We start from the raw sequence: 14,341 nt of genomic DNA, 5'->3' as shown, positions 1-14,341 counted from the left end.
CTGCCCGTACGGCTTGGGCGCACCGGCTCCAGGTGCATGAAGAACAGCGGATACACTGGCGCTGCACGGGTTCGTCTTGACACCTTGGAGGACGGACAACAAGATGCGTGCGCATCAAAGGACGGTTTCTGTATTTTCACCCACGGGCAGCATCCTGACAGGCATCTGCTGGCTTGATTAACCTTGGCTGAAACTGTTCGGTTGATGCCGGTTGCGCGGTGCTCACCAGGTGGCAACGGGTGCAACCAAAGTTTGTTACCCGAAGTCAGAAACTCATCACCGGGGAATCACTACACCCACACAGGAGAAACACAGGACTCATGAAGCCCATCAAACACGCTGAAAAGGCGTTGTCGAAGCTCGCAGGAGGGCTGTTTGAAGCCATACAGTCAGTCAACAAGTACCGCCCAGCCCCTTCCTTCACGCCCAAGTGGTCTGACAAGCCCATGCTCAAGTCATGGCAGAAGACCAAACCAACGCTCGGCTGGCCACGGACGACCGACTCGCTGTGCCCGAAGTGTGTCAAGGAGGCGCGCGAGAAAATTCTGAGCGGTGAGGTGGATTACACCATCCTCATCAACGAGCGGGTGGGGGAAATCAAGGCTCAGATCGTCAAGCGCCACAACCCGGAGACCGGGCGGGATGAAGTCTGGATGGAGAAAGAGTGCCCGGTCCACGGCCGCTTTGAGGACCTGATGGCCATTGATGCCAATTTTCTGGCCCACATCGAGGCCCAGTTTCCAGGGCGCGACATTGATGCCCACAACGATGCCAAACTGCACAACCACGGCACGAGTTCCATCAAGCACGGACGCGGTTCCGTGCTGACCATTGACCTGACCAACCGCTGCAACATGATGTGCGACCCGTGCTTTATGGACGCCAACCAGGTTGGCTTCGTCCATGAACTGTCGCTCGAAGAGGTGAAGGAAATCCTCGACAACGCCATCAGCATCAAGCCGCGGCGGCAGATGTCCGTGCAGTTTTCCGGCGGAGAGCCCACCTTGTCGCCCCACTTCTTCGAGGCCATCCGGTATGCCCGTGAGTTGGGGTACAACAGCGTCCAGTGCGCCACCAACGGGATCGAGTTTGCCAAGAGCAAGGAGTTCTGCCGCAAGGCAGCCGAAGCCGGCCTGCGGTACGTCTATCTCCAGTTCGACGGCATCGGCAACGACGCCAACAGCCACCGGCAGGTTGGGAACCTGTTTGATGTGAAACTCCGGGCGATTGAAAACCTGCACGAAGCTGGCGTGGAAATCGTGCTCGTCGTCACGCTGGTCAACGGCGTCACCAACGATCAGGTGGCCCCGGTGATTCGTTTTGCCCTGGACAATCCCAAGAAAATTGCCTTCATCTCCTTCCAGCCGGTTTCCTTTACCGGGCGGGACGAAGACATCACCGACGAGCGGCGGCTGCGCCAACGCTACACGCTCTCGCACCTCGCGCATGATGTCAAAGAGCAGGTGGGCATCACGGAGCCGACCCGTGACTGGTTTCCGATTTCCGTCATGAGCACGATTGCCGACTTTGCCGATCTGGCCCACGGGCCGGAAGCCCAGTTCGGGCATCTGAGCTGTGGCTGTCACCCCAACTGCGGCGTCGGGACGGCCGTGATGATTGACAAGGAAACCAAGGAGATGGTGCCGGTGCCGGAGTTCATCAATGTGCCGCAGCTTCTCAAGGACATGCAGGCGATTACGGACGCCGGCCGTGGGCGCGCCTTCTCGTCGTTTATGATGGCCCTGTCACTGCTGCGGAACTATGACCCCTACAAGTCGCCAACGCACTTCACGCTCAAGTCCCTGATTGAAAAGTTCGACAAGTCGCTGGGCATTTCGGGGCGGGACTACGGCAGCGTCAAGGGCAACCGGACGCGGGAAGACATCGAGAAACGCCGGCGTGACCGGTGGAACTTCCTGTTCATTGCCGGCATGTGGTTTCAGGACCTGTTCAACTATGACTTCCGGCGGACGGAGATGTGCATCATCCCCTATGGCACCCAGGAAGGTGAAATTTCCTTCTGCGCCTACAACACCGGCGTTGGCTGGCGGAACATCATCGAGGAAATGCACAAGAACGCCACGGTGGCGAAGTGGTACAAGGAGCACGGCAAGCACGAAATCTACGCCAAGGGGCGGAACGTCGAGCTGCCGAATGCCCCCTACAGCCTCAACGTCAACCCCGAAGATGCGGCCCGCGTTCGTCCACGTGATGAAGAAGTGCCGATGACCGCGGCTGAAGAAAAGCGGATGATGGAAAAGCTTTTCCGGGAGAAAGTGCTTGGCATCAAGAACGGCGAAACCAAGCTCGTTCAGCTTGGGCGTGCCAAAAAAGCCGCCGCCAACGGCGCCGGCGCTGTCCATGGGAACGGGGTGAGCCCCGTGGCCGCCGGGCCGTCCCCATCGAACACGGTTGCCGTCGCCACCGCGGCCGGCAGCCATGGGCGGCCGGCGACGAAGTAACTGCCGGCAGCCACGCTATCCCTGAAGACTGGGGCGGGGTGACACAACCCCGCCCTTTTTGGTGCCCGTCGTTATCTCCGGTTTAGCCACGGCAGGTTCACCTGCCGCCCGTCCCGCAAATGGCGCCGAATGGGCAGCGTGAGTTTTCTAACATATTCAGAATCATATACTTGCAACGGAAAAAAGGCGGAAAGGACACTCGTCACCAGTGCCTGCACTGGGCTATAAGCAGCCCGTGCGCAGGGTGTCTCCGCCCCTGTAGGACGCCCAAACCTGCACCAGATTGGGGTTTTTGCAACGCATGTCTGAGGAAACCAAGCCGACACCAGACGCCGCGCCGCCGGCTTCCGAAGCGGGAGCCACGCCGGATGCGGAACGTGAGGCCAAGATAGCCGCTGCCAAGGCCAAGGCGGCGGCGGCGAAAGCCGCCCGTGAAGCGGCGGCGGCAGCACCGCCGGAAGGCGAGTCTGCGGCCCCGGCCGCACCGGCCAAAGCCCCGGCCAAGGCCGCCGCCAAGGCCCCGGCCAAGGCCGCCGCCAAGAAAGAAGCCGTACCAGCTTATGCCGAAATCAAGGACGACTCCTTCATTGCGTCCCTGCGCGCGGCTTTTCAGGACGACATCAAAGAGGCTGTCACCAGCAATGGGCAGCAAATCCTGCGGGTGGCGCCGGAACGCGCGCGCGATCTGCTCTGGTATCTGCGCTACGACGCCTCCATCAGGTTTGACATGCTTACGGATGTCACCGCTGTTCACTACCCCGACCGCAAGGCCTTCGAGGTGGTCTATCAGTTGTATTCCATCGCGGAAAACCGGCGGCTGCGGGTCAAGGCGGAGCTGCCGGAGGAACAGCCCATCTACACCGTCTGTGACATCTGGACGACGGCCAACTGGCTGGAGCGTGAGGTGTACGACATGTTCGGTATCTGCTTCGAGGGGCACCCCGATCTGCGCCGCATCCTGTTGCCGGAGGGCTGGGTTGGGTTTCCGCTCCGCAAGGAGTACCCGGTTGAATACCGTCCCAACGAGTGGGTGACGGAGAACCTGAACATCCTTGAAATCCCGGAAGGGGCTGATCTCACCGGGAAGTTTGAATAATGGCTGACCCCGATGCCCCTGTCCGCGTTGCACCGTTCCCCAGGCTGCGCGCCCGAAACGCTGTGAGGAAGGACGTATGAACCAAATTCCGCTCGTGACACATCATACCGAGACCCTGTTTGACGCTGACCAGATGGTACTCAGCATGGGGCCGCAGCATCCTTCGACGCACGGTGTGCTGCGGGTCATCCTCAAGCTCGATGGGGAGCGGGTCGTGGACCTCGACTGCGACATTGGCTATCTCCACCGGGGCGCGGAAAAAATCTTCGAGAACCGGCTCTATCCGATGATTGCGCCGTATTTCGACCGCCTGGACTACATTGCTGCCGTCTCGAACGGGCTGCTCTATGTCGAAACGGTCGAAAAAGCCATGGGGATTGAAGTGCCGCCCCGGGCGCAGTACCTCCGGGTCATTCTGACCGAACTCAACCGGCTGTCGAGCCATCTGCTGTGGCTGGCGACGCACGCCCTCGACATCGGCGGCTTTACGGTCTTTCTGTATGCCTTCCGCGAGCGGGAGGAGATTCTCAAAATTTTCGAGAATTTCTTTGGGGCGCGTCTGACCTGCCACGCCTTTCGGATTGGCGGGATGACCTATGACGCCTACCCGGAGTTTGAGGCTCAGGTACGTGCCTTCTGTGACCTGTTTCCCAAGCGGCTGGAGGAGTACGAGACGCTGCTCAACGAAAACCGCATCTGGCTGGGGCGTACCGTTGGGATTGGGGTTATCTCGGCCGAAGACGCCATCAGTCTGGGCCTGACCGGGGCACCGCTGCGCGGGTCAGGTGTAGATTACGATGTGCGCAAGACCGATCCCTATGAGTGCTATGCCGACCTGGAGTTTGACATCCCGATTGGCGAAAACGGCGATACCTTCGACCGCTACCTTGTGCGCATGGAAGAAATGCGCCAGAGCCGCCGCATCATCATGCAGGCGCTCGACAGGCTGCCGGATGGCCCGGTGATGGGAAAGGTTCCAAAAGTCATACGTGTTCCGGCCGGCGAGGTGTATCACTCGGTCGAAGGCCCGAAAGGCGAGTTGGGGCTGTATCTGGTTTCCGATGGGGGAACAAAGCCCTACCGGCTGCGCATGCGTCCGTCTTCATTTGTTAACTTGGGCGCATTGCGCAAGATGGCCATTGGTTCGCTCGTGTCGGATGTCGTGGCCGTGATTGGTTCGCTCGATATTGTGCTGGGTGAGATTGACCGATGATGATGACCTCTTGGCCCTGGATGCTGGCGCTGAACGCATCCCCGAAGTGGATTGAGTCGCTGGTGGAGTGGCTCTACACGTACCTGCCGACATGGATAACCGCCAACCTGACGGCAACCGACGCGGCGGATTTCATCGTGTGGCCGCTCATTCAGGTTGGCGTCATGCTGGTCGTGGTGTTGACCGCCGTGGCGTATCTGACGCTGGCGGAACGCAAGGTGAGCGCGTGGATTCAGGTGCGGGTCGGACCCAATCGCACGGGTCCGCTGGGACTGCTCCAGCCGGCTGCCGATGGCATCAAACTGCTCATCAAGGAAGATGTCATTCCCTTCAAGGCCGACAAGACCATTTTTACGCTGGCGCCCATCATCAGTATGGTGTGTGCGTTCATTGTTCTGGCGGTCCTGCCCTACGGCCCCCACTACGCCAGCATCACCAACATCAACATCGGTCTGTTGTTCATCCTGTCGGTTTCGTCAGTTGGGGTGTTGGGTATCATCCTGGGCGGCTGGGCGTCGAACAGCAAGTATCCGCTGCTCGGTGCGCTGCGGTCTTCAGCGCAGATGGTGAGTTATGAAGCCGCCATTGGGCTGACGATTGTCTCGGCGCTCATTTTCACCCGCACGTTTTCGATGCAGGGCATTGTTGAGGCCCAGAAAAGTCTCGGCGTGTGGTTTGTTCTCTTTCTGTTTCCCTCGTTCATCGTCTTTCTGGTTTCGGTTGTGGCCGAGACAAACCGCGCGCCATTTGATCTGGCCGAAGCGGAGTCCGAGCTGGTCGGCGGGTTTCACACGGAATACAGCGGCTTTCGGTTCTCCATCTTCTTCATTGCCGAGTACGCCAACATGGTCGTCGTTTCGGCGATTGGGGCGACGCTCTACCTGGGCGGATGGTATGTACCGGGGATGGACGCCATTGCCGCGCGGGCGCCTGAAGCGTACCGCGAAGCCGTCCTGACGCTCATCGGCGTCACGGCCTTTGCTATCAAGTGTGGTCTCATCCTCTATCTTTTCATCTGGATGCGCTGGACGTTTCCCCGCTACCGCTACGACCAGCTCATGGAGCTGGGCTGGAAGTGGCTGATGCCGGCGGCGCTGGCCAACATCGTCCTGACGGCCACCATATTCCTCATTGGCAAAGAGTTGGGTCTGGTGCGCTCCGTCGGCGGCGTACTGGAAATGGACTGGCAGGGCAAGGTGTTTTTCACTGTTGCCGGACTTCTGTCGGCGTTTCCGATTCTGGCGTTGCTCAACGCCATCAACCGCAATTCCAAGAGTTTCAACCTGCGCGCGCAGCGGACGACGATTCCCATCAGCACGCGCAAGGTCAAGCTGTCGCCCGGCGTCAAGCCGGCCGGAGTCTGACCGGGGCGATGCCCGTAATGGCCGGTCGGTCCGCTGGGTGAAAGGGGAGAAGTATGTTGCTCGTTGGCTGGGAAGCCGTCTTCTTCTGGATGCTGACGCTGGTGGCGCTCTTTGCTGCCGTTTTTACCGTGTCGGCGCGCAATCCGGTTCACTGCGCGTTGTTTCTGATTTCGACGCTGATTGCCACGGCGGCACTGTTCCTGCTGCTGCGGGCGGAATTTGTGGCCGGGGCGCAGATTCTGGTCTATGTGGGCGGCATTCTGGTGCTGTTTCTGTTTGTGCTGATGCTCGTCAACACCCGCAGCGAAGTCGAAAATCCATTCAACCGGCAGGACAAGGCGGGGGCGGTCATCGCGGCGCTGGTGGGGCTTTCGCTGCTGGGCGCTGTGACCTACACGCAGCAGCGGGGGGGCTTCTTCAAAACGCGCCCATCAGCCGACCGCATGGCTATCGAGAATGCCCGCCCTGACCCGAATGCCCCGGCCGGTGTGATCTCGTCCGATACGGAGACGCTGGGCGTGACGCTGTACACGCGCGCCGTCCTGCCCTTCGAGATCGCTTCCGTATTGCTGCTGATGGCGATTGTGGGTTCAGTCCTGCTGGCGCGTGACCGCAGACAGGAAGAAACCTACGACTAGACCCTGGGAGAAAACCCGATGATGACGTTTTTGGCGTTGGCGGCCGGTTGGGCCGCCCGGCAGGTTGCTGAACCATCGTTTATGGAGCGTTACCTCCAGGGGCTGAAGGAGGTGGATACCTCGAAGTTTCTGGTGCTGAGCGCCATCATTTTCAGCATTGGCATCGGCGGCGTGCTCATCCGGCGCAACATCATCGTCATCTTTATGTCGGTGGAACTGATGCTGAGCGCAGCCAATCTCAACTTCATTGCCTTCGCGCGCTACTGGCAGACCCAGGGGAGTCTCTATGCCTACAACGGCCACGTCATGACGATTTTCGTCATCGTGGTGGCCGCGGCCGAAGCCGCGCTGGGGCTGGGACTGCTTCTGGCGCTGTACCGCAACCGCGAAACGGTGGCGGCTGACGAAATCAACCTGCTCAAGTGGTGACTTCGATGGAATTCGTCGCACTCGTTCCGTTCTTTCCGCTGCTCGGTTTCATCATCAACGGCCTGTTTGCCCGGCGGCTTGGTTTTTCTGAAAAGGTCATCGGTGCCATTGCCTGCACGATGGTGGCGGCTTCGTTTGTCTGCTCGGCAGTTGCCGTCTATGCGTTCAGCCACCATGCGCACGATGCCCAGGTTCAGGCGGCGGCCAGGCAGCGCGAAGCCGAGTTGATGGCGCGGGTGTCCGGCGAGGATGTGGAGTCCCGGCGTGCCAAGGAAGTGGCCAAAGCGGCTGAAAATCCGCAGGCGTCGGAGGCTGCACCCGAAAAAGCCGGCGCTTCGGAAGAAGTGGCCACACCTTATGTGGTCACGCTGTTTGAGTGGATGCCGGGCGGGGCACTGACGACGACGCTGGGACCAAGTGCCGGACGCCTGGCGGACTTTTCCATCAAGTGGGCGTACCAACTCGACCAGCTTTCCGGGCTGTACATCCTGTTCGTCACCTTTGTCGCCTTTTTCATTCACCTGTTCGCCATCGGCTACATGCACGGCGATCCGAGTTTTCACCGGTTTTTCGCCTACCTGAACCTGTTTATGTTCATGATGCTCAACCTGGTGTTGGGCGCGAACTTTCTGATGACGTTCGTCGGGTGGGAAGGCGTTGGGTTGGCATCCTATCTGCTCATCGGCTACTACCTGAAGAAGCCCGAAGCCGGGGTGGCCGCCAAGAAAGCCTTTGTGATGAACCGTGTCGGCGACTTTGGGCTGATGCTGGCGATGATGGCGATTTTTGCCGTCTTTGGCACGCTCGACTATGCCGACGTGATGGTGATGGTCAAGGCGCTGCCACAGGAGCCGCTGGGGCTGGCGGCGCTCAGTTTCACGACCGGCACGCTGACGGTCATTGCCCTGCTGGTGTTTCTGGGTGCCGCCGGAAAGAGCGCCCAGATTCCGCTCTACACCTGGTTGCCGGACGCCATGGCCGGCCCCACACCGGTGTCGGCGCTCATCCACGCCGCCACGATGGTGACGGCCGGGGTGTATCTCGTGGCGCGGTGTAACCCGCTCTTCCAGCGCGCGCCAACGGCCATGCTGACCGTGGCCGTCATTGGGATGGCGACCGCCTTCGTGGCGGCCACCATTGGCATTACCCAGACCGACATCAAAAAGGCTCTGGCTTACTCGACAGTTTCGCAGCTTGGCTACATGTTCGTCGGCTGCGGGGTGGGGGCCTTTGTCGCCGGCGTGTTCCACGTCGTGACGCATGCGTTTTTCAAAGCCCAGCTCTTTCTGGGTTCCGGCAGTGTCATCCACGGCGGCTCGCCCAGCGGCCACCAGCAGGAGATGACCTACTACGGCAACTTCAAAAAGTACATGCCCATCACCTTTACCACGATGATGGTCTCACTGTTTGCCATCTGTGGCATCATCCCGTTCTCCGGGTTTTTCAGTAAGGACGAAATTCTGGCCAAGACGCTGCACACGCCTGTGTTCAGCCACGACGTGGGGCTGGCGCTCTATGTGGTGGGCTTTCTGACGGCGGGTGTGACGGCGTTTTACATGACGCGCCTGATGTGCCTGACCTTCTTCGGCAAAGAACGCTTTCTGGAAGGGCCGGATTTCCAGGAAGGCCATCACGGCGACGAGCACCACCACGCTCCGGCGACAAAGGATTTTCATCCGCACGAGTCGCCACTGGTGATGACGCTCCCGCTCATCGTGCTGGCGGTGTTCGCCTTTGGGGCCGGATTTGCCGGTGTGTCGGAAGAGCTGACAGGCGGCGCGATACCCAACTACGTCCATCACTGGCTGGCTCCGGTGATGGACACCACGCTGTATCCTGAAAAGCCCGTCACCGGTGTCAACCCGACCGAATGGCTGCTGGCCATGGTGAGCGTCGTCTGGGCACTGGCCATGATGGGGTTGGCGTACTTTCTCTATGTCATCCGCCCGGAACTGCCCGACAAGCTGGCCCAGACCCTGCGCCCACTGTATGTGCTGAGCGTGCGCAAGTGGTTCTGGGATGAGTTCATTGATGTCTATCTGGTGGGTGCGTTCAAAAAGATCAACCTGGGGGCGTGGGGGCTGGATTTCGTCGTGGACTCCATCGTTAACATGTTCGCCTGGCTGACGCGCGCCGGTTCGGTGGTCTTCCGCACGTTGCAGACCGGGCTGATGCAGAACTACGTCCTGGTCATGGCGCTGGGGCTGTTCCTGTTCATTACCGGCATGGGGTATCCGCTCTTCAAGGAACTGTTTGCGCCGAGCCGCACGCCGGCGCCGGCATCTTCGTCGCCGCAGACCGGGCGCGTCCTGGCGCCGTAAGGCTTGTGTTTGCCGCCGGACGCTGAAACAGGGGCGTATTCAGGGAGTTCATCAAGGGATTACACGGCATGATACTGAGCAACGTTTTTCTGGCATCCTCCGGCCCGGCCGAGCTGTACTTCGGGCCGATTGGCATTCTGAGTCTCGTCACCTGGCTGCCGCTGGTCGGGGGCGTCATCGTCTTTTTCCTTGACAAGCGCCGTACCGACCTCATCAAGCAGTTCGCCACCCTCTGGATGACGCTGTGTTTCCTGGCTTCGCTCCCGCTCGTGCTGATGTGGAACTACGACGTGCGCGGGTTGCAGTTTATGGAAACGGCCGCGTGGATTCCGGCCATCGGGGCCAAGTACCAGATGGGCGTGGACGGGCTGGCCCTGACGCTGGTGATGCTGACGACCTTTCTGGGCCCGATTGTGGCGCTGTGCTCGTGGAGCTACATCGAGAAGCGCGAGAAGGAATACTACGCGCTGCTGCTCATCATGCAGTCGTTCATGATTGGCGTGTTCGCGGCCGCCGATCTGTTTCTGTTCTACGTGTTTTTCGAGGTCATGCTCGTGCCCATGTACCTGCTCATCGGTATCTGGGGCGGCGAGCGGCGGCTGTATTCGGCCATCAAGTTTTTCATCTACACCCTGGTTGGCTCGCTGCTGATGCTGGTGGCCGTGTTCAAGTTCTACTTCACGGCGGCTGAAACCGCGGCCAGGTATCCGAACGAGGTCAGGGCCGCGGCGGAGGTCATCGTCGGCAACAATGCACCGATGCGCGGCATGGTGCTGGAGGGGATTGAAACGGCCCGCCGGGCCGGGGTGTACCGGGCGGCGCTGGCCGGCGGTGGAACGTATGACGCCGAGCCGACGGCATACGGGACTTTCAACATCTACGCGCTTCAGGCGATTGGCAGCGCCCGCGACGGGCAGGGGAATCCGCTGGTGCCGCTGTCCTTGCAGTTGTGGCTGTTTGCCGGGTTTGCTTTGGCGCTGGCCATCAAGGTACCGATGGTTCCATTTCACACGTGGCTGCCGGATGCGCACGTCGAAGCGCCGACGGCCGGTTCGGCGATTCTGGCCGGGATTCTGCTCAAGATCGGCACGTATGGCTTTGTCCGCTTCAACTTTCCCATGTTTCCCGACGCCGCCATGGATGCGCGCGTCGCCTCGGTGATGGCCACGCTGGCCATTCTCGGCATCGTGTATGGGTCACTCGTGGCGCTGGCGCAGAAGGACATGAAAAAGACGATTGCCTACTCGTCCGTGGCGCACATGGGAACGACGATGCTTTCGCTGTTTGCCTTCAACCCGAACGGCATCAACGGTGCGGCCCTGCAGATGCTGAGCCACGGGGTCACAAGCGCGGCCCTGTTCATCATGATTGGGATTCTTTACGAGCGGCGGCATACGCGCCAGATTGCCGACTACGGCGGCATCGTCATCAGCATGCCGGCCTTTTCGGTGATGTTCATGATTGCGACGATGGCCAGCGTTGGTCTGCCGCTGCTCAACGGCTTTGTGGGAGAGTTCATCGGGCTGCGCGGTGTGTTTGAAGCCAACATCACCTGGGCTTTCTGGGGGACGACGGGCATCATTCTGGGCGCGGCCTACATGCTCTGGCTCTATGAGCGGGTGTTTCTGGGGCCGGTCAAAAACCCGAAAAATGCCGACCTGCCGGATTTGAACGCCCGTGAATGGGCCTACCTGACGCCGCTCGTCGCGGCCATGATCATCTTTGGCGTGTACCCGAAGCCGCTTGTCACCCTGCTCAATGGTACGACGGAAGTCGTCGTGCGCCAGATGCGGCCGAACTACTTTGCCCAGCGCGACGCGGCACGCATCGAGAAAGCTGCGGCCGGGAAAGCGGCTGTTTCGCCAACCCGTGCGTCCGAAACACCGCAGTGAAAATCACTGCTGGGTCATCTCCGGGAATCATCTACCGTTATGCTGAATCTGACCATGCTGCCTCTGCTTGTTGAACTGCCTCCGCTGCCGACCCTGCGTGAGACGGCACTCATCATGCCGGAAATCATCCTGACCCTGTTTGCCTGCGCGGCGCTGGTGCTGGACGTGGCGCTGCCGCGTGGCAAAAAGCAGGTGACGGCCTACCTGAGTCTGGTGGGACTGGGGTTCGTCGCGCTGGCGCTGGCCCAGCAGGTCATGGGCGTGGCCGATCGGCTGCCTGTCAGCGCCTTCTACGGAATGCTGTTCATTGATGGGCTGTCCGTCGTGTTCCGCTTTGTGTTCATTGTCGCGGCGGCGTTCTCGATTCTCTACTCGATCAAGTACCTCGAATTTGAACGGGAGCAGCGCGGTGAATACTACGCGCTGATTCTGTTTTCGACACTGGGCATGATGTTTGTCGCCGTCAGCGGCGACCTCATTTCGCTTTTCGTGTCGTTTGAGCTGATGTCGCTGAGCGTCTATGTGCTCGTGGGCTACCTGAAGCGCGACGGGCGCTCGAACGAAGCGGCGATGAAATACTTTCTGACGGGGATTTTTTCCTCGGCGCTCATTCTGTACGGCCTGTCGCTGGTCTATGGCGTGACCGGGCACACGAACCTGGGGCTGATTGCGGAAACCATCGCCGACTACGTCCAGGGCGCCGGCGCGGAAAACGGCGACCCACGGTTGCTGCTGCTGGTGGCAATGGTGCTTGTGGCGGCCGGGCTGCTGTTCAAGATTGCGGCCGTGCCGTTCCACATGTGGGCGCCGGATGCCTATGAAGGCGCGCCGACGACGGTGACGGCGTTTATGTCGGTGGGCCCCAAGGCCGGGGCATACGTCCTGCTGGCGCGCATGCTGCTGTTTGCGCTGGCTCCCCTGCGGGAGATGCAGGATTTGCCGGGTTGGGCCGCCATGCTGACGGTCGTGGCCGTGCTGACGATGACGATTGGCAACCTGGCCGCGGTGACACAGGACAATGTCAAGCGGCTGCTGGCCTATTCAAGCATTGCGCACGCCGGATACATCCTGCTCGGCATCGTCTCCGGCACGCCAATGGGCTATCAGGGCGTGGCCTTTCACATCATGACCTACACGCTGATGAACACCGGCGTCTTTGCCGTCATCATCGCCCTGCATCGGCAGGGGGTCATCGGCGAGAAACTGGATGACCTGAACGGCCTGTTTGCCAAAGCGCCAAGCGTGGCTGTACTCATGCTCATCTTCGTTCTGGGACTGGCCGGGATTCCGGCCACAGCCGGTTTCGTTGGCAAGTACCTGCTCTTTGGTTCGCTCATTCAGAGCGGCAAGCCGTGGCTGACGTACGTGGCCGTCATTGCCGTCCTGAATGCGGTGGTTGCGTTTTACTATTACGCCCGTTTCCTGCGGGCGATGTTTCTGAATCCGCCCAGTGAAAATCTGGCGGACGCCGCGCCGCTGCTCCTGACGCCCGGCGTACGGGCTGCAATGGTGGTATCGGCCGCCGCCGTCCTGTTTTTCGGCATCTATCCGCAACCACTGATTGATGTGGCCGAGATAGTTGCCGGAAGTATCACCACTGTTTACGCTCAAAGTCCCGGAATTGCCGTGCGTTGACCGTAGTCGGTCAGCGTGTGCTTTGGATGCCCCGGAAATGTTTTCGGGAAAGTCTGCCCCTTGCCAGCGGAGAACGTCTGATGCCCATCATCGAAATTCGACTGTCGCCGACCTTCAAGCGGTTTTTGCTGTCGGAGCAGGCGAGTGGTGTTCTGCTGCTGGTCTGCACGGTGGTTTCCCTCATCCTGGCCAACTCGCCACTGGGGCACGCCTATCTGCATGCCTGGCACGTCAAGGTGGCGGGCCTTCCGGTCGAGGTCTGGGTCAATGATGGGTTGATGGCGGTCTTTTTTCTGTTCATCGGGCTGGAACTCAAACGTGAGCTGTACGTCGGCGAGCTATCCAACCTTCGTCATGCGCTGTTGCCCATTGTGGCGGCGCTGGGCGGGATCGTCGTGCCGGCGGCCATTCACTTCACGCTCAACAATGGCACCGTCACCCAGCCGGGAATAGGCATCCCGATGGCGACGGACATTGCCTTTGCCTTGGGAGTGCTTGCGCTGTTGGGCAACCGTGTTCCGGGTTCGCTCAAGGTGTTTCTGGCGGCGCTGGCCGTGATTGATGATCTGGGCGCCATTGTGGTCATTGCCCTGTTTTACTCCGGGGCGCTGGCCTGGAGCTACCTGGGCGCAACGCTGGCCATTCTGGTCGTGCTGCTGATGTTTAACCGGTGGGGTATCAGGGCGCTGTGGCCCTACCTGCTGGGTGGCATCGCCATGTGGTTCTGTATGTTCCAGTCGGGCGTTCATGCCACGATAGCCGGCGTCCTGCTGGCCTTTGCCATTCCGTTCACGGAAAAAAGCGAGGATGAGACTTCGCCTTCCCATCGGCTCGAACGCTGGCTGCAACGGCCGGTTGCCTTTGGCATCATGCCGCTGTTTGCGCTGGCCAATACGGGCATTGTCATCGAGCAGGGGGTGCTTGCGCTTATCTCCAGCGCCAACGGGGTCGGGATTTTCGTGGGGCTGTTCATTGGCAAGCCGGTTGGCATCGTTCTGGCCAGCGTCGCGGCCGTGCTGCTGGGCATCTGCCGGATGCCACTGGATTTGAACTGGAAACACCTGCTTGGCGCCGGGCTGCTGGGGGGGATTGGCTTCACGATGTCCATTTTCATCACGAACCTGGCCTTTCCCGACAATGCTCTGATTGTAAGCGCCTCCAAGATGACCATTTTGCTGGCTTCACTGACGGCTGGCACGGTGGGCTTCTTATGGCTGAAGTTCTTTGGACAGCCGGATGTCGCTGACCGTGACCTGGAGACGATGGATTACGTCACTACGTCTCCGTAGCT

Annotated in this window: 10 protein-coding genes; all 10 read left to right on the top strand. The window is 60.3% G+C overall.

Annotation, left to right across the window (positions count from 1 at the left end; genetic code table 11):
- The first annotated feature begins 320 nt into the window (after positions 1 to 320).
- Entirely contained in the window at positions 321 to 2,462 is a 2,142-nt protein-coding gene (locus tag J8C05_RS09975) for a radical SAM protein (RefSeq protein WP_211422045.1), read from the top strand.
- Between the two features lie 301 nt (positions 2,463 to 2,763).
- Positions 2,764 to 3,558, top strand: a complete 795-nt coding sequence (locus J8C05_RS09970; RefSeq protein WP_211422044.1) for an NADH-quinone oxidoreductase subunit C — start codon at positions 2,764 to 2,766, stop codon at positions 3,556 to 3,558.
- A 76-nt stretch (positions 3,559 to 3,634) separates the two neighbouring features.
- Entirely contained in the window at positions 3,635 to 4,771 is a 1,137-nt protein-coding gene (locus tag J8C05_RS09965) for an NADH-quinone oxidoreductase subunit D (protein ID WP_459543825.1), read from the top strand.
- Complete coding sequence (gene nuoH / locus J8C05_RS09960) at positions 4,768 to 6,135, top strand: NADH-quinone oxidoreductase subunit NuoH (protein ID WP_343316626.1); 1,368 nt, start codon at positions 4,768 to 4,770, stop codon at positions 6,133 to 6,135. The genes J8C05_RS09965 and nuoH overlap by 4 nt, the downstream gene beginning before the upstream one ends.
- Positions 6,136 to 6,188: 53 nt before the next feature.
- Positions 6,189 to 6,773, top strand: a complete 585-nt coding sequence (locus J8C05_RS09955; protein ID WP_211422043.1) for an NADH-quinone oxidoreductase subunit J — start codon at positions 6,189 to 6,191, stop codon at positions 6,771 to 6,773.
- A gap of 18 nt (positions 6,774 to 6,791) precedes the next feature.
- Entirely contained in the window at positions 6,792 to 7,202 is a 411-nt protein-coding gene (gene nuoK, locus J8C05_RS09950; protein WP_343316625.1) for an NADH-quinone oxidoreductase subunit NuoK, read from the top strand.
- Between the two features lie 5 nt (positions 7,203 to 7,207).
- A complete protein-coding gene (nuoL, locus tag J8C05_RS09945; protein WP_211422042.1) occupies positions 7,208 to 9,523 on the top strand; it encodes an NADH-quinone oxidoreductase subunit L in 2,316 nt (771 codons plus the stop codon).
- Positions 9,524 to 9,591: 68 nt separating this feature from the next.
- On the top strand, positions 9,592 to 11,415 hold the full coding sequence (locus tag J8C05_RS09940) for a complex I subunit 4 family protein (protein WP_211422041.1): 1,824 nt from the start codon (positions 9,592 to 9,594) through the stop codon (positions 11,413 to 11,415).
- Positions 11,416 to 11,469: 54 nt separating this feature from the next.
- The gene (locus J8C05_RS09935; protein WP_211422040.1) at positions 11,470 to 13,050 is read left to right on the top strand and encodes an NADH-quinone oxidoreductase subunit N; all 1,581 of its coding nucleotides are present in this window, start codon (positions 11,470 to 11,472) and stop codon (positions 13,048 to 13,050) included.
- A gap of 80 nt (positions 13,051 to 13,130) precedes the next feature.
- Complete coding sequence (gene nhaA / locus J8C05_RS09930) at positions 13,131 to 14,339, top strand: Na+/H+ antiporter NhaA (protein ID WP_211422039.1); 1,209 nt, start codon at positions 13,131 to 13,133, stop codon at positions 14,337 to 14,339.
- Positions 14,340 to 14,341 lie beyond the last annotated feature (2 nt).

The sequence above is a fragment of the Chloracidobacterium sp. N genome (assembly GCF_018304765.1).
In the GTDB taxonomy this organism is placed as follows: Bacteria; Acidobacteriota; Blastocatellia; order Chloracidobacteriales; family Chloracidobacteriaceae; genus Chloracidobacterium; species Chloracidobacterium aggregatum.
This window is presented reverse-complemented; position numbering and strand designations above follow the sequence as displayed.